Origin of the sequence: Amycolatopsis vancoresmycina, from assembly GCF_000716785.1 — a bacterium.
GTDB lineage: Bacteria > Actinomycetota > Actinomycetes > Mycobacteriales > Pseudonocardiaceae > Amycolatopsis > Amycolatopsis vancoresmycina.
On sequence record NZ_JNYY01000001.1, the window covers coordinates 1,155,098 to 1,174,709 of the forward strand.

Annotated in this window: 20 protein-coding genes; 9 read left to right on the forward strand and 11 right to left on the reverse strand. The window is 72.4% G+C overall.

What is annotated here, in order from left to right:
* Positions 1–8: 8 nt before the first annotated feature.
* Entirely contained in the window at positions 9–602 is a 594-nt protein-coding gene (ruvA, locus tag OO60_RS04910) for a Holliday junction branch migration protein RuvA (protein ID WP_003077318.1), read from the reverse strand.
* Complete coding sequence (gene ruvC / locus OO60_RS04915) at positions 599–1,183, reverse strand: crossover junction endodeoxyribonuclease RuvC (RefSeq protein ID WP_003077321.1); 585 nt, start codon at positions 1,181–1,183, stop codon at positions 599–601. The genes ruvA and ruvC overlap by 4 nt, the downstream gene beginning before the upstream one ends.
* Positions 1,184–1,257: 74 nt before the next feature.
* Here ruvC and OO60_RS04920 point away from each other — a divergent pair, with 74 nt between their 5' ends.
* Complete coding sequence (locus OO60_RS04920; RefSeq protein ID WP_003077324.1) at positions 1,258–1,698, forward strand: cupin domain-containing protein; 441 nt, start codon at positions 1,258–1,260, stop codon at positions 1,696–1,698.
* Here the strand turns inward: OO60_RS04920 and OO60_RS04925 are convergent.
* From OO60_RS04925 to OO60_RS04945, 5 genes are all read right to left on the reverse strand, one after another.
* Entirely contained in the window at positions 1,695–2,246 is a 552-nt protein-coding gene (locus tag OO60_RS04925) for a DUF4262 domain-containing protein (protein ID WP_003077326.1), read from the reverse strand. The two genes, OO60_RS04920 and OO60_RS04925, sit on opposite strands and share 4 nt — an antisense overlap.
* 86 nt (positions 2,247–2,332) lie before the next feature.
* On the reverse strand, positions 2,333–3,088 hold the full coding sequence (locus OO60_RS04930) for a YebC/PmpR family DNA-binding transcriptional regulator (RefSeq protein ID WP_003077329.1): 756 nt from the start codon (positions 3,086–3,088) through the stop codon (positions 2,333–2,335).
* Between the two features lie 41 nt (positions 3,089–3,129).
* On the reverse strand, positions 3,130–3,750 hold the full coding sequence (pdxT, locus tag OO60_RS04935) for a pyridoxal 5'-phosphate synthase glutaminase subunit PdxT (protein WP_003077332.1): 621 nt from the start codon (positions 3,748–3,750) through the stop codon (positions 3,130–3,132).
* Between the two features lie 219 nt (positions 3,751–3,969).
* Positions 3,970–4,290, reverse strand: coding sequence for an AzlD domain-containing protein (locus tag OO60_RS04940; RefSeq protein WP_003077334.1), 321 nt, complete (start codon positions 4,288–4,290; stop codon positions 3,970–3,972).
* Positions 4,290–4,982 (reverse strand): AzlC family ABC transporter permease, encoded by a 693-nt coding sequence (locus OO60_RS04945; RefSeq protein ID WP_033260841.1) that lies wholly within the window; start codon positions 4,980–4,982, stop codon positions 4,290–4,292. The genes OO60_RS04940 and OO60_RS04945 overlap by 1 nt, the downstream gene beginning before the upstream one ends.
* A gap of 69 nt (positions 4,983–5,051) precedes the next feature.
* Here OO60_RS04945 and OO60_RS04950 point away from each other — a divergent pair, with 69 nt between their 5' ends.
* The 7 genes from OO60_RS04950 to OO60_RS04980 all read left to right on the forward strand — a co-directional run bounded on the left by OO60_RS04950 (position 5,052) and on the right by OO60_RS04980 (position 13,299).
* On the forward strand, positions 5,052–5,615 hold the full coding sequence (locus OO60_RS04950; RefSeq protein WP_003077342.1) for a helix-turn-helix domain-containing protein: 564 nt from the start codon (positions 5,052–5,054) through the stop codon (positions 5,613–5,615).
* 294 nt (positions 5,616–5,909) lie between these two features.
* Positions 5,910–6,167, forward strand: coding sequence for a hypothetical protein (locus OO60_RS04955; protein WP_003077346.1), 258 nt, complete (start codon positions 5,910–5,912; stop codon positions 6,165–6,167).
* Between the two features lie 81 nt (positions 6,168–6,248).
* The gene (locus OO60_RS04960) at positions 6,249–6,773 is read left to right on the forward strand and encodes a YbaB/EbfC family nucleoid-associated protein (RefSeq protein ID WP_033260950.1); all 525 of its coding nucleotides are present in this window, start codon (positions 6,249–6,251) and stop codon (positions 6,771–6,773) included.
* Positions 6,774–6,788: 15 nt separating this feature from the next.
* Entirely contained in the window at positions 6,789–7,112 is a 324-nt protein-coding gene (locus tag OO60_RS04965) for a type VII secretion target (RefSeq protein ID WP_003077351.1), read from the forward strand.
* Positions 7,109–11,422 carry a DUF6531 domain-containing protein gene (locus OO60_RS45730; RefSeq protein WP_003077354.1) on the forward strand — a complete coding sequence of 1,438 codons (4,314 nt, stop codon included), beginning with the start codon at positions 7,109–7,111 and terminating at the stop codon, positions 11,420–11,422. The genes OO60_RS04965 and OO60_RS45730 overlap by 4 nt, the downstream gene beginning before the upstream one ends.
* Before the next feature lie 7 nt (positions 11,423–11,429).
* Positions 11,430–11,972 carry a hypothetical protein gene (locus tag OO60_RS04975; protein WP_003077358.1) on the forward strand — a complete coding sequence of 181 codons (543 nt, stop codon included), beginning with the start codon at positions 11,430–11,432 and terminating at the stop codon, positions 11,970–11,972.
* A gap of 286 nt (positions 11,973–12,258) precedes the next feature.
* Positions 12,259–13,299 (forward strand): DUF2235 domain-containing protein, encoded by a 1,041-nt coding sequence (locus OO60_RS04980; RefSeq protein WP_003077363.1) that lies wholly within the window; start codon positions 12,259–12,261, stop codon positions 13,297–13,299.
* Between the two features lie 39 nt (positions 13,300–13,338).
* Here the strand turns inward: OO60_RS04980 and pdxS are convergent, their stop codons facing one another.
* The 3 genes from pdxS to OO60_RS04995 form a co-directional block, all read right to left on the reverse strand.
* A complete protein-coding gene (pdxS, locus tag OO60_RS04985; RefSeq protein ID WP_051767629.1) occupies positions 13,339–14,268 on the reverse strand; it encodes a pyridoxal 5'-phosphate synthase lyase subunit PdxS in 930 nt (309 codons plus the stop codon).
* A 70-nt stretch (positions 14,269–14,338) separates the two neighbouring features.
* Positions 14,339–15,322, reverse strand: coding sequence for an ArsR/SmtB family transcription factor (locus OO60_RS04990; RefSeq protein ID WP_003077370.1), 984 nt, complete (start codon positions 15,320–15,322; stop codon positions 14,339–14,341).
* Between the two features lie 36 nt (positions 15,323–15,358).
* Positions 15,359–16,801 carry an FAD-binding oxidoreductase gene (locus OO60_RS04995; protein ID WP_033260842.1) on the reverse strand — a complete coding sequence of 481 codons (1,443 nt, stop codon included), beginning with the start codon at positions 16,799–16,801 and terminating at the stop codon, positions 15,359–15,361.
* A gap of 124 nt (positions 16,802–16,925) precedes the next feature.
* Between OO60_RS04995 and OO60_RS05000 the strand changes: the two genes are divergently transcribed.
* Positions 16,926–19,034: an elongation factor G-like protein EF-G2 gene (locus OO60_RS05000; RefSeq protein ID WP_003077799.1), complete on the forward strand. Its 2,109-nt coding sequence runs from the start codon at positions 16,926–16,928 to the stop codon at positions 19,032–19,034.
* Between the two features lie 59 nt (positions 19,035–19,093).
* On the opposite strand, the gene OO60_RS05005 is transcribed toward OO60_RS05000, so the two are convergent.
* Positions 19,094–19,597, reverse strand: a complete 504-nt coding sequence (locus OO60_RS05005) for an XdhC family protein (protein ID WP_033260843.1) — start codon at positions 19,595–19,597, stop codon at positions 19,094–19,096.
* Positions 19,598–19,612: the final 15 nt, after the last annotated feature.

Here is a 19,612-nt window from a genome sequence, read left to right on the forward strand (position 1 = left end):
GCCCGCGCCTACCGCTTCCGGCCGAGGGTGGCCAGGGCGGCCCGCAGCACGCTCGACGTCGTGTGGCCGTCGCCGTCGGCGAGGACCTTGTCGACGGCCTGCTCGGCCTGCTTGGCCGGGAAGCCGAGGCCGGCCAGCGCCTCGACGACCTCCGAGCGCAGGGCGCCGGGCGCGGTGACCGCGGGCGCTTCGCCTGAGCCGAGCGCGGTGACCTTGTCGCGCAGTTCGAGGGTGAGGCGTTCGGCGCCCTTGCGGCCGATGCCGGGCACCGAGGTGAGCACGGTGATGTTGCCTTCCACCAGCGCGGCGCGCAGCTTGTCGGGGTCGAGCACGGCGAGGGTGGCCAGCGCGAGCCGCGGCCCGATCCCGGACACCGTCTGCAGCAGCCCGAACAGCTCGCGCGCGTCCACGTCGGCGAAGCCGAACAACGTCAGCGAGTCCTCGCGCACGACCAAGGCGGTGTGCAGGCGGGTTTCTTCGCCGCGGCGCAGGGTGGCCAGGGTCGCCGGGGTGGCCTGCACGGCGAAGCCGACCCCGCCGACCTCGACCACGACGTGGTCGAGACCGACCGACAGGACTTCTCCGCGTACCGACGAGATCATCGTGCTGCTCCAGGATTCTTCGCTTGCTTCGCCGCGGCGGCGAGGCGGGCTTTGTGCGTGCGGGCCATTTCGGCCGCGCGAGCTTCGGCTTCGGCGAGCCGGGCCCGCATCGGCTCCCGCCAGAGGTGGCAGATGGCCAGCGCGAGGGCATCCGCGGCGTCGGCGGGGTGCGGCGCGACCTCGAGATTGAGCAGCCGCATCACCATGGCCGTGACCTGGGCCTTGTCGGCCCGGCCGGACCCGCTGACGGCGGCCTTGACCTCGCTCGGGGTGTGGAACACGACCGGCAGGCCCCGGCGCGCGGCGGCCAGTGCGACCACGCCACCGGCCTGCGCGGTCCCCATCGCGGTGCGGACGTTGTGCTGGGCGAAGACGCGCTCGACCGCCACCGCGGCCGGCTTGTACCGGTCCATCCACCGCTCGACCTCGTCGGAGATGCCGAGCAGGCGGTGGGCCAGGTCGGCGTCCGCCGGCGTCCGCACGACGTCGACGGCGACGCAGCGGACGGCCCGGCCCTTGCCGCCGTCGACCACTCCGAGGCCGCACCTGGTCAGACCGGGGTCGACCCCGAGCACCCGCACCCGTTTTCCTTCCCGCCGCGAACACCAGTTCGAGCTTGCAGGCTACTGGGCGCGTCTGCGGCAGGATGGAGGACATGCCGGAGCCGTCGGATTTCGTCACCCACCTGGGCCTGCAGCCCCTGCCCGTCGAAGGGGGGCAGTGGGCGCAGAGCTGGCGCTCGGCGGACGGGTCCGCGATCTACTACCTGCTCGTCGCGCCCGAACGCTCCGCGCCGCACCGCCTCGACCGGGTCGAGGTGTACGCCCACCACGCGGGCGCGCCGGCGGCGATGCTGCTGCTGCACCCGGACGGCTCGGTGGAGCGGCCGGTGCTGGGGACCGACGTCGCCGCCGGGGAACGCCCGCAGGTCGTGGTGCCCGCCGGGACGTGGCAGGCGACCGTCACGCGCGGGGCGTGGAGCCTGCTGGGGACGGTCGTCGTGCCGCCCTACACGGACGACTGCGTCGAGTTCGCGCCCGCCGCGGACCTGGCGCAGCGGTATCCGGAAGCGGCCGCCGACCTGGAGGAGTTCTAGGGGCCGTCGACGCCGGGGGTCCAGCTCTCGGGGTCGCCGCTCTCGGTCAGCACCGGCTGCCAGCGCGCGAAGCCCTCGGGGGCGTCCGGGTGCCAGGGGAACTTGCCCTCCGGCGTGGCGACGATCAGCTGCAGGGCCGGGAAGTCGCCGTCGGGGTAGATGAGGAACGCCGTGCCGAAGTACTCGGGGTAGTGCCCCTTGTTGACGCGCTCGAGGACGACCGGGACGCCCTCGAAGAAGTCGTCGTAGCGCTTGCCGACCTCGAAGATCTCGCCGTTGGCGGCGCGGTCGACGTAGGCGTCGAGCAGGACGGGCCCGATCTGCTCGGGCAGCCCGACCACGACGGCCTCCGGTACGTGGTGCAGCGCCCAGGCGCAGGCGGTGAAGCAGTAGCCGGCGCCTTCGTCGTCACCGGCGACGTTGATGACGGCGTTGCCGCGGTCCTTCGCCTGCTCCTCGATCCATTCGATGAGGCGCAGTTCGTCCGCGGACAGCTCGGCGGTGATGTCGGCGGCAGCGGCGGGGGTCGTCGAGGTCACGGCGCACATTGTGCCTGACTCCCCCGCCGGAGCCCAGTGCCCAGGCCGGAAAGTTTCCGGCCTGGGCACGAAAGCGGTGCGGCGCAAGGGAAAACTCAGCCGACTTCGGCGAGCACCTCGTCGGAGACGTCGAAGTTCGCGTAGACGTTCTGGACGTCGTCGCAGTCCTCGAGGGCGTCGATCAGCTTGAAGACCTTCTTCGCGCCGTCCGCGTCGAGCGGGACGCTCACCGAGGGCAGGAAGGTCAGGTCGGCCGACTCGTATTCGAAGCCGGCGTCCTGCAGGGCCTTGCGGACCGGCACCAGGTCGGTCGCCTCGGACACGATCTCGAAGCTCTCGCCGAGGTCGTTGACCTCTTCGGCGCCCGCGTCGAGCACCGCCATGAGGACGTCGTCCTCCGCGGCGGTGTCCTTGGGCATCAGCACGACACCCTTGCGGTTGAACAGGTAGGCCACCGAGCCCGGGTCGGCGAGCGAGCCGCCGTTGCGGGTCAAAGCGGTGCGGACCTCCGACGCGGCGCGGTTGCGGTTGTCGGTGAGGCACTCGATCAGGACGGCGACGCCGTTCGGGCCGTACCCCTCGTAGGTGATGGTCTGCCAGTCGGCGCCACCGGCCTCTTCACCGGCGCCGCGCTTGCGGGCGCGCTCGATGTTGTCCTGCGGGACCGAGTTCTTCTTCGCCTTCTGGATGGCGTCGTAGAGCGTGGGGTTGCCATCCGGGTCGCCACCACCGGTGCCCGTGCGGGCGGCCACCTCGATGTTCTTGATCAACCGCGCGAAGAGCTTGCCGCGCTTCGCGTCGAGGTTGGCCTTCTTGTGCTTCGTGGTGGCCCACTTGGAGTGGCCGCTCATCTCTCCTCCATCTGTTCCGTACCCCGGCCGGGCACCGCGTCTCAGGCTGCCTTCCGCACGAGGTCGACGAACAGCCGGTGCACCCGCACGTCGGGCGTCAGTTCCGGGTGGAACGCGGTCGCCAGCACCGCCCCCTGCCGGACCGCGACGATCCTAGCGGTGTCGTCGTCCACGCCGGGCACGCCGCTGACCGAGGCCAGCACCTCGACGCCGTCACCGGCCTTCTCGACCCAGGGCGCGCGGATGAACACGGCGTGCACCGGCTCCGCCTCGATGCCCGCGAAGTCGAGGTCCGCCTCGAAGGAGTCGACCTGCCTGCCGAAGGCGTTGCGCCGGACGACGACGTCGAGGCCGCCGAGCTGCTGCTGGTCCGGCCGCCCGTCGAGGGTCTGCCGGGCCAGCAGGATCATCCCGGCGCACGAACCGAAGGCGGGCATGCCCCCGGCGATCCGCGCCCGGAGCGGCTCCAGCAGCTCGAAGCTCTCCAGCAGCCGCGACATCGTGGTCGACTCGCCACCGGGCAGCACCAGACCGTCCACTTCGGACAGCTCGCCGGCCCGCCGCACGGGCACGGCCCGCGCACCCGCTTCGGCCAGCATGGCGACGTGCTCCCGCACGGCACCCTGCATGGCGAGCACACCGATGACCGGTTCCGACGACACCCGACCTCCCGAAAGACCTTCCCACCAGCCTAGACGCACCGGCCCACCGCCGGACCGGCAGGTCAGCCCGCCTCCCGCCCGTGCTCAGCCGGGCATCACCCGTGACCGGAGGGGCATCACGCGTGTCCGGAGGGGCATCACGGGTGATGCCCGGTCACTCACGCGTGATGCCTCCCGGAGCACGGGTGATGCCTCTTTCCGCACGTCAGGCGCGGGACGTCAGGGGATGCCGGCCAGCCTGAGCAGGGCTGCCGTCGTTGCGGCGGCGACGACCACCAGCACGAACGGTGCCTTGCGCCACGCCAGTACTCCGGCGACCAGGACCCCCGCCGGGCGGGCGATGCCCGCGAAGCCGTGACCCTCCGTCAACGCGCTGACCGCGACCAGGGCCGCCAGCAGCACGACCGCCGCCAGCGCCATCAGGCGTTCCGCCTTCGGCGACAGCTTCACCCGGGTGCGCAGGACCGGCCCGGCGAACCGGAACGCGAACGTGCCCAGCGCCAGCACCACCGTGCCGATCAGCAGTTCCCCCGTGTCCATCAGCCTGCCTCCTGCAGCTGCGGCTCCTTGGCCGCGACCCCGGCCACCACGCCGGCCAGCGCGAGCAGCACCGGCAGCCCGGCGGGCAGGAACGGCGTCGCCACCAGCGCGACGAGCACGCCGGCCAGGACCGGCAGGCGGGCCGCCCGGTCGCGCAGGGCGGGCAGCACCAGGGCCAGGAGCACCGCCGGGAAGGCGGCGTCGAGGCCGAAGACGTCGGTGTCGCCGATCGCCGTCCCGGCGAACGCGCCCGCCACCACGCCGAGGTTCCAGCAGGCGAACAGGCCGATCCCGCACGCCCAGAACGCCGCGCGGCGGCGGTGGGTCTCGCGCTGGGCCAGCGCGAACGCCACCGATTCGTCGATCATCAGGTGGGTGCCGGCCAGCCGCGCCGTCCAGCGGCGGCCCAGCACGTCGCCGACCGCGAAGCCGAACGGCAGGTGCCGCGCGTTGGCCAGCAGCCCGGCCAGCACCGCGGCGAACGGGTTGCCCCCGGCCGCCACGATGCCGATGAACATGAACTGCGACGCACCGGCGAACACCAGCAGCGACATCAGCACCGGCAGCCACAGCGGGAAGCCGGAGCTCACCGCGATGGCCCCGTAGGACGCCCCCACGAGACAATCGGCGAGACAGACCAGGCCGACGTCGCGGGCGAGGCCCCGATCGAGTGTTCGCCATATCGAACGCATGTGTTCTATGGTGAACACCGGACCGGGTGTTCGTCAAGGCGAACGGACAGACCGATGGAGCGAACAGTCATGACCCAGGAAGCCACCGGCGCGCCACTGGAGATCATCGCGGCGTCCCTGCGCCGCGAACGCACGCGCGCCGGCCTGTCCCTGACCGAGGTCGCGCGCCGCGCCGGCCTGGCCAAGTCGACGCTGTCCCAGCTGGAGTCGGGCACCGGGAACCCGAGCGTCGAGACGCTGTGGGCCCTCGGCGTCGCCCTCGACGTGCCGTTCTCGCGGCTGGTCGAGCCGGAACGGCCGAAGGTCCGCGTCATCCGCGCGGGCAAGGGCCCGACGGTGTTCGCCGAACACGCCGACTACGCGTGCACGCTGCTGTCGGCCTGTCCCCCGTCCGCGCGGCGGGACATGTACCTCATCCGGGCCGAACCGGGCACGCCCCGGCTCAGCGACCCGCACATGACCGGCGTGGTCGAGCACATCGTGCTGTGCGCGGGCCGCGCCCGGGTCGGCGTCCGGGAAGAGCCGGAAGAGCTGCTCCCGGGCGACTACATCTCCTACCCCGGCGACGTCCCGCACATCTTCGAGGCCCTCGAGCCGGGCACCTACGGCGTCGAGATTTCCGAGTACATCTAGGCTGGTTGCCCGAGCAGGACACGCCGTCCGCCGCACCAGCGGGTTCCGATCTGGCGTAGGCGGGCGAGCCGGGAACCCGTCACGACGAGCAGCCGCTCGGCGAGGTCGCAATCGGAACTACATCGCCCGAATCATGCTGAAGCCCCAGGCGCGTTCGACCCGTTCCGGTTCGAACACCGGATGGCGGCCTAGCGACGCCTGATCGGCGCCACGAACGCGGGCGCGCCATGGACCTACGACAACTACGCTCTGCTCGAAATCGCCGACGCCCCCGGCACGCCCCGGTTCCGGTACGTGCGCGGCGGCGTGGTCCCGGACGAGCCGGCGCCCAGCGTCGAGCACTGGCGGCGCGACTTCGCGATGGTCAAGGACACCCGGGTCACGACTGATCTCGAAGCGCTCCGGATCGCGCTGTCGGCCTGGCGGACCGACTTCGGCTTCATGACTGGGACCAACCACGACGAAGGTGACGGCCAGTCACGCGCGCCCGGGGCAGCACCGAACCAGACATTCGGCCAATCCCGGAAAAATCGTCTGGACTGTTCGGGCTAATTCGCGGCGTTCGGGCCGCTCATACGGAACCCGGTGGTTTGCTCATGGCGTCCGAGGAGCCGGACGGAAAAAGGGGTGGCGATGAGCGGGCCGTTGCCGAATGCGGGAGACGCGGCGGCGCAGGTCGACCGGTGGGTGGCGCAGGCGAAAGAAAAGGCGCAGCGCTACCAGGCCATGCAGGCGGCCGTCGGGCAGGTGGCGGTGACGGAGACGTCGCCGGACGGCATGGTCACCGTCACCGTGGATTCCGCTGGAAACGTCACCGGCCTGCAGATCACCGACCGGGTTCGCGACCTGTCCGGCGCCCAGGTGGCGAAAGCGGTGCTCGGCACCCTGCGCCGCGCGCAGTCGCGGTTGCCGGAACGGCTGGCCGAGGTCATCGCCGGCACCATCGGCGACGACGAAGAGACCCTGAACACCATCGTGGGCAACTACCGGGCGAAATTCCCGGAACCCGAGCCGGAAACGCCGGCGCCGGACGACGTGCGGCGGCTCGGCGAGATCGAGGAAAACACCGCGGTCCCGAATCCGATTCGCCGGCCGGCGCGGGACGACGATTCCGGCGAAGAGGACGGCTTCGGCGGGTCGTTCATGGTGCGCGAGTGAGCCAGGGGGTGCGTGATGGCAGGTGAAGGGTACGAGGTCCGCCCGGACGAGCTGGCGGCGCACGCGAAGGCCGTCGATCGGGTCTCCCGAACCCTGGACCAGGCACTGGACGCGGCCAGGCAAGTGACCATGGGGGTCGAGGCGTACGGCCTGATCTGCGGTCCGCTGTTCGTGCCGATGGTCCTCGCGGTCAGCGCCCCCGGCCTGCTCACGCTCGAATCGGCCAAGCAGGCGATCGGCTTGGTGTCGGAGGCCGTGGACAAGGCCGCGACCACGTACCGGGCCACCGAACAGGCGCACGCGAAGGCCCTGACCGACCTCGGCAAGGGGCTTTCGTGAGCAATCCGCTGGTCGCGCAGAAACAGGACTCGACGACCTGGCACACCGGCATCACCATCGTCGACGACGCCGCCGGTGCCTACGACGGGATCGCGTCCGGGAACTGGATCGAGGGCGGCATCTCGGCCATCGGCGCCGGGATGGACCTGCTGACGATGGCGATGAACCCGGTCGGCACGCTGATCTCCTACGGGCTGAACTGGCTGATCGAGCACGTCAAGCCGCTGCAGGACGCCCTGAACCACCTGGCCGGGGACGCGGACCGGATCGCCGCGTACGCGCGGACGTGGAAGAACGTCGGCGAAGCGGTGGGCAAGGCCGCCGGGGACCTCGCCGAGACGGTCCGCACGGACACCGCGCACTGGACGGGCTCGGCGGCCGACACCTACCGCGCCGGCATCAAGAAGAAGATCGACCACATCACCGCGGCGAGCACCTGCGCCGACGCGATCGGCACGGTGGTGGAGATCGTCGGGGTGCTCACCGGCGTGGTGCGCGGCCTGGTGCGGGACATGGTCACCCAGGCCATCGGCGACTTCGTCCAGGACGCGCTCGAGGAGGTCTGCTCACTGGGGCTCGGCACGCCGGTGGTCGTGGCCCAGGTGGTCGAGCAGGTGTCGGCGTGGATGGAGAAGATCGGCGCGACCGTCAAGAAGCTGATCAACTCGGTCGAGAAGCTGCGGCCGCTGATGAACAAGCTGGAAGAGATCTTCGCGGCGGCCAAGAAGGCCCTGTCCGAGCTGCACGGTCACCCCGGCGAAGGCGGACCGCACCTCGACGGCGAGGGTTCCACCCACGTGTCCTCCGCGGCCGAGGAGCCCCACGCGAGACCGGGCGGCGACGAACCCCGGGCCGGCACCGGCGAGCAAACCCACCCGTCCGATGCCGGGGACCCCGGCACCACCACTCCGGCCGGCGACCCGGCGGCGAACGCGAAAGAGCCCGGCGCGCGCGAAACCACCGACCCGGCGAAGGACGGCCGTCCCAACGAGGAGAAGTGCACCGGCGGCGACCCGGTCGACCTCGCCACCGGCGAGATGCTGATGTCGCAGACCGACGTCGACCTCCCCGGCGTCCTCCCGCTGGTGCTGCGCCGCACCCACGTCTCGACCTACCGCCTCGGGCGGTCGTTCGGCCGGTCTTGGGCGTCCACACTGGACCAGCGGGTCGAGGCGGACGCGGACGGCGTCTGCTACGTCGGCGCCGACGGCGTGACGCTGACGTACCCGCCGCCGGCCGGCGGCACACCAGTCCTGTCGTCGCACGGCGCCCGCTGGCCGTTGCACGCCATTTCCACCGGGGAGTACACCGTCACCAGCCCGCGTGACGGGCTCGTCCGCTACTTCGGAACCGTGGTGGCGGCCGGCGCGGCCACACGAGTGCTGCTCTCCGCGATCACCGACCGCAACGGCAACCGCATGACCATCGTCCGCGACGCGGTCGGGACGCCAACGGTGATCGAGCACTCCGGCGGGTACCGCGTGGCCGTCGACGCGGTGGACGGCCGGATCACCGGCCTGCGGCTGGCGCGCCCGGACGGCGACATCCCCTTGGTCGGCTACGAGTACGACGGCGGGGGCCGGCTGAGCGCCGTCGGCAACTCGTCCGGCCGCGCCCTGCGGTTCGAGTACGACGTCGACGGCCGGGTCACCCGCTGGACCGACCGCAACGGCCATTGGTACTCCTACCACTACGACGACGGGGGCCGGGTCGTCCGGACCGATGGGAGCGGCGGCGCGCTCGCCTGCTCGATCGGGTACGACCGGCAGCGCCGAGTCACGACCTACCGAGACTCGCGCGGCGCGGTCACCACCTACCGCTTCGGCGAAAACTGGCAGCTGCTCGGGGAAACCGATCCGCACGGGGCGACGACCCGGTACGACCGCGACGAATACGGCCGGGTCACCGCGGAAACCGATCCGCTGGGCCGCACGACCCGGTACGGGTACGGGCTGACCGACGAGCCCGTCCGGATCGTCCACCCGGACGGCACCACGACCACCACGGTGGAGGACGAGCACGGCCGGCCCGTCGCGGTCGTCGACGCCGACGGCGCGCACTGGCGCTACCGGCGTGACGAGCGCGGAAACATCGTCGAGGAGAACGATCCGGCCGGCGCGACGGCCCGCTACGGCTACGACGAACTCGGCCACCGCCGGACCGAAACCGACGCGCTGGGCCACGTGCGGCTGATCGAGACCGACGCCCGTGGCCTGCCCGTCGCCGTGACCGACCCGCTCGGCCGCACGACGCGGTTCACCCGGGACGCCTTCGGCCGCGTCACCGAAGAGGTCGACCCGCTCGGCAACACCACCAGGACCACTTGGACGGTGGAGGGGAAACCGCTGACCCGGACCCGCCCGGACGGGACGGTCGAACGGTGGCGGCACGACCGGGAGGGCAACTTCGCCGAATACGCCATCGGCGACGGCCCGCTGCTGACGATCGCCACCACCCACTTCGACCTGCCGATCGCCCAGGTCAACGCGGACGGCAGCCGGATCGAGTTCGGCTACGACACGGAGCTGAACCTCACCACGGTCACCAACGCGCAGGGCCTGGTGTGGCGCTACGAGTACGACCTCGCGGGTTTCCTGGTGCGTGAAACCGACTTCAACGGCCGCGTGACCACCTACGAACGGGACGCCGCCGGCCGGCTCGTCAGCCGGACCAACGGTGTGGGCGAGAACGTCATCTACCGGCGCGACCTCCGGGGCCGGGTCGTGGCGACGCAGTCCCCGACCGACGAGATGACCTTCGCCTACGACGCGGCGGGGCGGCTGGTCTCCGCAACCAGCCGCGACTCGGCCATCACGCTGACCAGGGACACCCTCGGGCGCGTCCTGACCGAGACGGTCAACGGCCGGACGGTCGGTTCGGAGTACGACGTGCTGGGCCGCCGCGTCCGCCGCCGGACGCCGGGCGGCACCGTGACGACGTGGGAGTTCGACGCCGCCGGCGCACCGGTCGCGCTGCGCAACGGCAGCCGCGCACTGGCGTTCGCCTACGACTCCGCGGGCCGGGAGATCGCCCGGACCAGCCCGGCGGGCCTGCACCTCGCCCAGGCGTGGGACGCGAACGACCAGCTGGTCGGCCAGACCGTGCTGGGCGGCGACCCGGACCGCCCGGCGCAGCAGCGGACGTACCGCTACCGCGCCGACGGCCACCTCACCGCGGTCACCGACCGGATCCACGGCGCCCGCCGGTTCGACCTCGACGCGTTCGGCCGGATCGAGCAGGTGCACGGGCAGCGGTGGGCCGAGCACTACCGGTACGACGCGGCGGGCAACTTGGCCGGCGCGTCGGCCCCGCGCGAGGCCGCGGAGCTGCCGTGGCGCTACGCGGGGACCCTCCTGCAGGAGGCGGGAGACCTCCGGTACGAGCACGACCGGCAGGGCAGGGTCACGCGCAAGCACCGCGGCGGCGAGGTGTGGGAGTACGTCTGGAACGCCGACGACCAGCTGACCGCCCTGGTCACGCCGGACGGCAGCGAGTGGCGGTACCGGTACGACGCGCTCGGCCGCCGGATCGCGAAGGAGCGGCACGCCCGCGGGCAGGTCGTCGAACGCGTCGACTTCGTCTGGGACGGGACGACGCTGGCCGAGCAGCTCACCCACCGGAGCTCGATGACCTGGGACTACGACCCGTCGTCGCACCGGCCACTCGTCCAGGTGGAGCGCGCGGGCCCCGACCGCCGGAGCACCGCCGAGCGGTTCTACGCGATCGTCACCGACCTGGTCGGCACGCCGACGGAACTGCTGGACGAACACGGGAACGTGGCCGGGTTTTCCCAAACCACGACGTGGGGACTGCCGGTCGCCCGCGGTGGCGCGGCGACGACTCCGCTGCGGTTCCCCGGCCAGTACGCCGACCCCGAGTCCGGCCTCAACTACAACTACTTTCGTTACTACGACCCGGAAACCGCGCGGTACCTCAGCGCCGACCCGGTCGGGCTCGCCGGCGGATACTCCCCGCACAGCTACGTCCCCAATCCGCACACGTGGCTCGACCCGCTGGGCCTCTCCCTGCTCGACGTGATCAAGAACGGCGTCCGCATCGTCGTGCACGAATACGACGTCGACAAGCCGGCGCACGCCCACGTCATCGGCGGCGGGCGCGAGGTCCGGATCGGGCCGAACGGTCACCCGATCGACGGTCAGCCGGAGCTCAGCCGCACGCAGCGGCAGGTGGTAGAAAACTACAAGACCGAGATCAGGAAGGCCGTCCGCAAGCTGGGCCGGCGCAACCAGGCGGAGGAGCGCGCCGAGCGGGAGCAGCGCGAGGCGAAGGCCAAGGCTTGTGACAAATGACGCAGCGATGACACTACACACGGATCTGACCACCCTGCTCGCGGACGCCGGGCTCGTCGACGTGGACGTCGACGCGGCCGTCGCCGACGAGCACCAGCGATCGGCGGCTTACCGGCGCATCGTGGCGGCGGCTGCTGCTACCGAGTCCCGCGAAGGGGATCGCGAGCTCGTAGCCAGGATCGTCCGCGACCCGAGCGAGATGACGGCCAAGACGGCGGTGGTCGATCTCGTCGACCGGATCGCGCCGAGGGCGGCCGGCCCCGAGGAGTTCCGCCGCTGGTCGGCGGAACTCCTGCCGGAGACGGACCGGTTCACGACGGAGTCGAACCGCGAGTTCGTCCGCCGGCGCGTCCGCGACTGGCAATTCTGGTTGGGGGCAAAGGAGGGGCACGTGCCGGCGGAGAGCGAGCTGGCCGAGGTGACGCCCTGGATGCAGCGCCTGCTCGCGGAGGAGTCGACGTCAGCGCCGGTTCTCGCCCTGCTCGCCGAGTCCGGCGCGACCAGGAAGATCCGGAACATCGCGAAGAACCGCGGGCGGGAAACGGGCTGACCGCCGCAGCCGGTTGCCGAACGGACCAGGACGGCACCCGGCGCCGGACCGGCTGGCGTCACCGTACCGGGTTCCGATGCCGGCTTGGTCGGCACCGGAACCCGGGCGAATGCCGCGGCCCGGCATTTCCGCGCCTCCTCCGCAACGGTGTGCTCCCGGGGTTTTCCGGAAGAAGGAATCACCGACCGGATACCGATCCGGAAATCGGCGAACAACCGTATTTCCCGGCCCGTAACAAGGCACTGTCCCGGTGCGACTCACGAGAATCCGGAGCCGGGGAGGCGACATGGCGAAACGTCTGGTGATCTGCTGCGACGGCACCTGGAACACACTCGGCCAGCCGCATCCCACGAACGTGGCCAAGCTCAAGGAGGCCGTCGCCGCGACGGACTCCGACGGCACTCCGCAGGTCGCCTTCCACGGCGACGGCGTCGGCACTGGGGCGGGCCTGTGGGACCACCTCACCGGCGGTGCCTTCGGCGCGGGGCTCTCGGCCAAGGTGCAGGCCGCCTACCGGTTCGTCGTCGACCACTACGAACCCGGCGACGAACTCTTCTTCTTCGGCTTCAGCCGCGGCGCGTTCACCGCACGCAGCACCGTGGGGTTCATCCGGAACTGCGGCGTCCTGCGCCCGGCGAACGCCGGCCTCGTCGACGAGGCCTACCGGCTCTACCGCGACCGGGACACCTCGGCCACCGGTCCGGAAAGCCCGGCGGCCAAGGAGTTCCGCCGGACGTACGCCCACGAGGACCGGACGCCCATCCGGTTCATCGGGGTCTGGGACACCGTCGGCGCGCTGGGCATCCCCCTCAGCGGCGGCCGCCTGCTCAACCTGCTGAACCGGCGCTGGCAGTTCCACGACACGCAGCTCTCCTCGATCGTGCAGTCGGCCTTCCAGGCCCTGGCCGTGGACGAGCACCGCCCGTCGTTCGAACCGGCCGTCTGGCAGCCGTCGGAGGCCGGCCGGGAACGCGAACAGGTCTGGTTCGCCGGGGACCACTCCGACGTCGGCGGCGGGCACCCGGTGTCCGACCTCTCGGACCTCGCCCTGCGCTGGATGACCGACCGGGCACACCGGTGCGGCCTCGACTTCGAGCCCGGCGCGTTCGCCGGCCTGTACCCCGGCAACCCCCTCGGCGAACTGCACGACTCGCCCAGCCGGTGGTTCCGGTTGTTCGGCTCGGTGGTCCGCGGCATCGGCACGGTCGACCCGCAGTCCGAGTTCGCCGCGTCCACTTCGGTGGACCGCCACCAGACCATGCAGCCGCCGTACCGGCCCGGCAACCTCGTCGCCTACCTCGCGGCGCACCACACCATGACGGTGTGAACGGACGGCCCCGCGAACGGGGCCGCCCGCCCGGAAGGTCTACCAGCCGCGCTCGGCGAGGCGGTGGGGCTCGGGGAGCTCCTCGACGTTGATGCCGACCATCGCCTCGCCCAGGCCGCGCGAGACCTTGGCCAGGACGTCCGGGTCGTCGTAGAACGTCGTCGCCTTGACGATCGCCTCGGCGCGCTGGGCCGGGTTGCCGGACTTGAAGATGCCCGAGCCGACGAACACGCCCTCGGCGCCCAGCTGCATCATCATCGCCGCGTCGGCCGGGGTGGCGATGCCGCCCGCGGTGAACAGCACCACCGGCAGCTTGCCGGCTTCCGCCACCTCGCGGACGAGCTCGTACGGCGCCTGCAGCTCCTTCGCCGCGACGAACAGCTCGTCCTCCGGCAGGTTCTGCAGGCGGCGGATCTCCTGGCGGATCTTGCGCATGTGGGTGGTCGCGTTGGAGACGTCGCCGGTGCCCGCCTCGCCCTTGGAGCGGATCATCGCCGCGCCTTCGGTGATCCGGCGCAGGGCCTCGCCGAGGTTGGTCGCGCCGCAGACGAAGGGCACGGTGAACGCCCACTTGTCGATGTGGTTGGCGTAGTCGGCCGGGGTGAGGACCTCGGACTCGTCGACGTAGTCCACGCCGAGGGACTGCAGGACCTGCGCCTCGACGAAGTGGCCGATGCGGGCCTTCGCCATCACCGGGATCGAAACGGCCTCGATGATGCCGTCGATCAGGTCGGGGTCGCTCATCCGGGCGACGCCGCCCTGGGCGCGGATGTCGGCGGGCACCCGCTCGAGGGCCATCACCGCGACCGCGCCGGCGTCCTCGGCGATCTTGGCCTGCTCGGCCGTGACCACGTCCATGATCACGCCGCCCTTGAGCATCTCGGCCATGCCGCGCTTCACCTTGGCGGTACCGGTGACGGACTGGACGGGGGCGGGCTGCTGCTCGGACACGACGAGGCCTTTCGACACGGATGAGGGGCTTACGTGTCCGAGGGTAGGTCGGCGGTGGACCCTTCAAGCAGGCCAGTACGCGGGTATCTCAGCAGTCCACTTCGCCGGTGCCCGCGACCAGGGCTTCCGCGAGCGCCGTCCGCGCGTAGAGCACGTGACGTCCGGCACGGTGCCCGCTGACCAGGCCCGCAGCCTTGAGGACGCCGAGGTGCTGCGACACCGCGCCGGCGGTCAGCCGGGTCCGGCGGGCCAGTTCGGCGGTCGACGCCGGCGCGGCCAGCTCGGTCAGCAGCATCGCGCGGCCGCGGCCCACCACCCCGGCCAGCGCGTCCGGCGCGGTGGCGGTGCCGGTCTCCCAGAGCGTCGCGATGCCGCGCGGCGGGTAGCGCAGCACCGGCTGCCAGCGCGCGTCGGTCTTGGAGAACACCCGCGGCCAGACGAACGCCGAGGGCACCAGCACCAGGCCGCGCCCGTCGAGCGGCACGGCCGCGTGCAGGTGCCGGTGCGCCACCGTGAGCGTGCCGCCCTCCCAGCGGACCAGCGGGGTGAGGTCGTTGAACAGCTCGGCGGCCCCGCCGTGGGCCAGCAACCGGGACCGGTGCAGCACGTCGGCCTCGAGCAGCGCCCGGATCCGCGGCCAGTCGGGGGCCAGCACGAGGTCCCAGTACCGCTCCATCAGCGCGGCGAGCCGGTCGAGGCCCGCTTCGGGGTCGCGGTGGAAACGGCTCAGCGCGGGCGTGCGCGGCCCGGCCATCGCGTCCAGTTCGCGCCGGACCAGGCGGCCGGGCACGTCCCGCAGGTCGGCGAGCTCGTCGGCCAGCTCGGGCAGCGGCGTCGACGGCGTGCCGGCCAGGAAACCGGGCAGGTGCCGCAGCGGCACGAGGTCGCGCAGCAGCCCGATGTCGAGGCCGGCGCCGTCGAGCGCGGCGGTCGCGCGCTTGACCCACGGCAGGTGCAGCGCGTGCTGCCCCGGGGAGTTCAGGACACGCACGCTCGCCACGATCTCCCAGGCCGGGGAGAACGCGAACCGGGTGTGCGCCAGGTCCTCGGTGGAGAATGCCAGGTCGAGCACGCGCGCTGCCTCTCTGCTGCCGACGTCCGGCGGAGTCTAAGTCTCTCCGATGTGGACAGTCGAGCGGGGTGCCGAAAGCCCTTGCGGGAAAGCGAAAATTCCTCGCGGGTCGTACTTCCGGGCCACCGCGCGCAGCCGCGGCAGGTTCACCCCGTAGTACGCCTCCGCCCAGTCCGGCAACTCGGGATCGAGGTAGTTGACGTACCCGGTGGTGCCGAACTCCGGCCCCAGCCCGTCCCGCGCCACGGCCACCGCGCGCCGCGCCTCGGCCTCGCCGCCGCGTTCGGGTTCCGCGCCGCGCAGGAACTGGAAGCTGGCCAGGGCCGTCCGGTGCGGGAACGCCGTTTCGCGGGCGCCGACGGCGGCGATGGCGCCGCCGCCGGCGTCGATGATCGTGTCGACGCCGGGCGCCGCGAGCAGGACCTCGACGACCGCGGCGGGGTCGGGCGCGCGCCGCAGCAGCATCCGGGACGTCCCGACGTAGGCCGCCCGGTTCAGGGCCAGCCCGGGCCGGGACTCGCGGTCGTCGAACGACCGCATCGCGCTCAGGTGGTCCCGGACCTGCCGCCGCCGCTGGACCGGCGGCGTGCCGACCCGGCGGATCAGGTCGTCGAGCAGGGCATCCAGCTGCGCAGGCGGCCCGAGGAACGTGCCGCCGAGGTTCGCGTGGTCGGCACCGAGGCCCATCCCGGACCACAGCTCGTCCGGCATCGCGGGCTGCCAGTCCTGCCACGCGGCGAACAACGCGGCCTGCGTGCCCACCGGGAACTTGAGGTCGAAGGTGGCGACGTCGGTGCGCGGGACGGTCCGGAACGTGAAACCGGTGACGATCCCGAAGTTGCCGCCGCCCCCGCCGCGCAGCGCCCAGAACAGGTCCGGCTCCGCCGAGCGGGACACGGTGCACGCCCGGCCGTCGGCCGTGACGATCCGCGCCGCCTCCAGGTGGTCGCAGGTCAGCCCGTACTTCCGGTCGAGGACGCCGACGCCGCCGCCGAGGGTGAGCCCGGCGATGCCGACCGTGTCGCAGCTGCCCGCCGGCAGCACCCGGCCGGCCGCCGCGAGCGTCGTGGCGATCGGCCCGAGCCGGGCGCCGGCGCCGATCACCGCGCGGCCGTCCGGGCGCACCTCGACGCCCGAGAACCGGCTGAGGTCCACCACGATCCCGCCGTCCACTGTGGAATAGCCGGGGTAGCTGTGCCCGCCGCTGCGGGCGGCGATGGGCAGCCGGTGCCGGGCCGCGAAGCCGACCGCGGCCTGGACGTCCTCGACGCGCGCGGCGCCGACGACCGCGGCGGGCATCCGGTGGTCGTACATCGTGAAGTAGCCCTGCTTGGCTTCCGGGTAGCCCGGGTCGCCCGGCCGGAACAACGGCCCGGCCAGCTGCCGACGCAGCCGGGCCCAGTCGTCCGGCGGCGGCCAGGCCCCCAGGCCCGCCACCGGTACCGCCCCGGAAATCCGCAGGAAAGTCCGCCTGTCCATGCCACTCCCTCCCCCGCCCCCGGGCATTCGGCTGGTCCCGGGAGCCCTGCCTTGCCGTGACCAGGGTAACGGGTGTGTGATCGAGGACACATCCCGTACACCAGCCGTTCGCCGAGGAGTCGTCATGGCAGACAAACAAGCCAAGAACGCCGACACCGGGGCCGCCGTCGCTGTGGGCGACCCCGCCAAGGTCCGCAACGTCGTGCTCGTCGGCCCGGCCGGGTCCGGGAAGACCACCCTCGCCGAAGCCCTGCTCGCCGCGTCCGGCACGGTGCCGCGGGCGGGTTCGGTGGTCGACGGCACGACGGTCTGCGACCACGACCCGGCGGCGGTCCGCCAGCAGCGCTCGGTCGGCCTGTCGGTCGCGCCGGTGCTGCACCAGGGCCACAAGATCAACCTGATCGACACGCCCGGGTACGCCGACTTCGTCGGGGAGCTGCGGGCCGGGCTGCGGGCGGCGGACGCGGCCTTGTTCGTCGTCAGCGCTTCCGAAGGCGTCGACGCGGCGACGGTGGCGGTGTGGGAGGAGTGCGCCGCGGTCGGGATGCCGCGCGCGGTGGTCGTTTCCCGGCTCGACCACCACCGGGCCGACGCGATGGCCGAGATGGCCGCCTGCCAGGCCGCGTTCGGCGCCGGGGTGCTGCCGCTGTACCTGCCGGCGGGCGACGGCCTGGTCGGGCTGATCACGCAGCGGTACTTCGACTACTCCGGCGGGCACCCGCCGAAGACCGGCGAGCCCGACCCGGCCGACCTGGAGCGGGTGGCCGAGGCCCGCAACGAGCTGATCGAAGGGATCATCGCCGAGAGCGAGGACGAGTCCCTGATGGACCGCTACCTCGCCGGCGAGGAGATCGCCGAGGCGACCCTGATCGCCGACCTCGAAACCGCCGTCGCGCGCGGCACCTTCCACCCCGTCATCCCGGTGTGCTCGACCAGCGGGATCGGGCTGGCCGAAGTGCTCGACGGCATCGTGCGCGCGTTCCCCTCGCCGCTGGAGCACCGGCCGCCCGACGTCACCACGCCGGACGGCGGCCCGCACGAGGCGATCACCGCCGACCCCGCGGGCCCCCTCGCCGCGGAGGTCGTCCGGACGGCCGTGGACTCCTACGTCGGCCGGGTGTCGCTCGTCCGGGTGTTTTCGGGGACGCTGCGCCCGGAACGGCCGGTGCACGTGTCCGGGCACGGCCTCGCCGAGCGCGGTCACGAGGACCACGACGCCGACGAGCGCGTCGCGCACCTGTATTCGCCGCTCGGCTCGTCCCTGCGGGAGGTGCCCTACTGCGTCGCGGGCGACCTGTGCGCGCTGACGAAGGTCGGCTCGGCTGAGACCGGCGACACCGTCTCCTCCCCCGACGACCCGCTGCTGATGGAGCCGTGGGCGATGCCGGAGCCGTTGCTGCCGGTGGCGGTGGTCGCGAAGACCCGCAGCGACGAGGACACCCTGGCCCGCAACCTTTCGCGGCTGGTCGCGGGCGACCCGACGCTGCGGCTGGACCGCAACGCCGAGACCGGTCAGCTGGTGCTGTGGTGCATGGGCGAGGCCCACGCCGACGTCGTGCTGTCGCGGCTGCGCGCGGGCGGCGCGGACGTCGACACCGAACCGGTGAAGATCAGCCTGCGCTCGACGTTCGCCAAGCCGGCCAAGGGCCACGGGCGGCACGTGAAGCAGTCCGGCGGGCACGGCCAGTTCGCCGTCTGCGACATCGAGGTCGAGCCGCTGCCGCGCGGCAGCGGCTTCCAGTTCGTGGACAAGGTCGTCGGCGGCGCGGTGCCGCACCAGTTCATCCCGAGCGTGGAGAAGGGCGTGCGGGCCCAGCTGCAGCGCGGGCTGGCGGACGGCCACCCCGTGGTCGACGTCAAGGTGACGCTGGTCGACGGCAAGGCGCACAGCGTGGACTCGTCGGACGCGGCGTTCCAGACGGCGGGCGCGCTGGCCCTGCGCGAGGCGGCGGCGAGCGGGCACATCACGATGCTGGAGCCCCTGGAGGAGGTGGCGATCCGGCTGCCGGACGAGCACCTCGGCACGGTCCTCGGCGACCTCTCGTCCCGCCGCGGCCGCGTCCTCGGCACCGAGGCGGGCGAAGGCGGCCGGACGGTGATCCGGGCGGAGGTCCCGGCCACGGAACTGGTGCGCTACCTGATCGACCTGCGCTCGATGACCTCGGGCACGGCGACGTTCACCCGCCGCCACGCCCGCTTCGAGCCGATGCCGGAAGGAATGGCCGTCCACTGACCCGGTCGTGAGTGAGAAACAGTGTTCTAACACTGTTTCTCACTCACGACCGGACCACGTCAGAACGCGAAGCCGCCGGGGCGGTCGTTGCGGTCGGCGATGAGGCCCGCCAGCGTGGCCAGCGCGATCTCCGGCGGGGTGCGGGAGCCGATGTTGAGCCCGACCGGGCGGTGGACGCGGGCGATGTCGGCGTCCGCGACGCCGAGGCCCTGCAGGGCGGCCACGTGCGGGCCCGGGTGCCGCGGGTTGCCGAGCACCCCCACCCACCGCGGCTCGCCCGCGAGCGCGGCCTTCAGCACCGCGCCCAGCTCGGGCCGGTGGTGGTCGGTGACGACCACGTCCGCGGACGCGTCGAGCGGCGGCAGCGCGGTGTCCGCCTCGAACCCCTCGGGCACGTCCGTGACGCGCGCGGGATCGGGCTCGAACAGCGTGACGTGGTAGCCGACCTCACGCGCGAACTTCAGCAGGGACCGCGACACCGGCGACGCGAACACCGCCACCAGGGTCCGCACCCCCGGGTCGGCGGGAGCCGTGCCGTGGGCGACGTCGCAGGTTTCGCTCATGGCCCCAGTCTGGCA

Excerpts from the sequence above, each read along its gene's own strand:
- ruvA (WP_003077318.1), bottom strand. The coding sequence starts at position 602 with ATGATCTCGTCGGTACGCGGAGAAGTCCTGTCGGTCGGTCTCGACCAC.
- OO60_RS04920 (WP_003077324.1), top strand. The coding sequence starts at position 1,258 with ATGCCGGAGCCGTCGGATTTCGTCACCCACCTGGGCCTGCAGCCCCTG.
- OO60_RS04925 (WP_003077326.1), bottom strand. The coding sequence starts at position 2,246 with ATGTGCGCCGTGACCTCGACGACCCCCGCCGCTGCCGCCGACATCACC.
- OO60_RS04930 (WP_003077329.1), bottom strand. The coding sequence starts at position 3,088 with ATGAGCGGCCACTCCAAGTGGGCCACCACGAAGCACAAGAAGGCCAAC.
- OO60_RS04940 (WP_003077334.1), bottom strand. The coding sequence starts at position 4,290 with ATGGACACGGGGGAACTGCTGATCGGCACGGTGGTGCTGGCGCTGGGC.
- OO60_RS04945 (WP_033260841.1), bottom strand. The coding sequence starts at position 4,982 with ATGCGTTCGATATGGCGAACACTCGATCGGGGCCTCGCCCGCGACGTC.
- OO60_RS04950 (WP_003077342.1), top strand. The coding sequence starts at position 5,052 with ATGACCCAGGAAGCCACCGGCGCGCCACTGGAGATCATCGCGGCGTCC.
- OO60_RS04960 (WP_033260950.1), top strand. The coding sequence starts at position 6,249 with ATGAGCGGGCCGTTGCCGAATGCGGGAGACGCGGCGGCGCAGGTCGAC.
- OO60_RS04965 (WP_003077351.1), top strand. The coding sequence starts at position 6,789 with ATGGCAGGTGAAGGGTACGAGGTCCGCCCGGACGAGCTGGCGGCGCAC.
- OO60_RS04975 (WP_003077358.1), top strand. The coding sequence starts at position 11,430 with ATGACACTACACACGGATCTGACCACCCTGCTCGCGGACGCCGGGCTC.
- OO60_RS04980 (WP_003077363.1), top strand. The coding sequence starts at position 12,259 with ATGGCGAAACGTCTGGTGATCTGCTGCGACGGCACCTGGAACACACTC.
- OO60_RS04995 (WP_033260842.1), bottom strand. The coding sequence starts at position 16,801 with ATGGACAGGCGGACTTTCCTGCGGATTTCCGGGGCGGTACCGGTGGCG.
- OO60_RS05000 (WP_003077799.1), top strand. The coding sequence starts at position 16,926 with ATGGCAGACAAACAAGCCAAGAACGCCGACACCGGGGCCGCCGTCGCT.
- OO60_RS05005 (WP_033260843.1), bottom strand. The coding sequence starts at position 19,597 with ATGAGCGAAACCTGCGACGTCGCCCACGGCACGGCTCCCGCCGACCCG.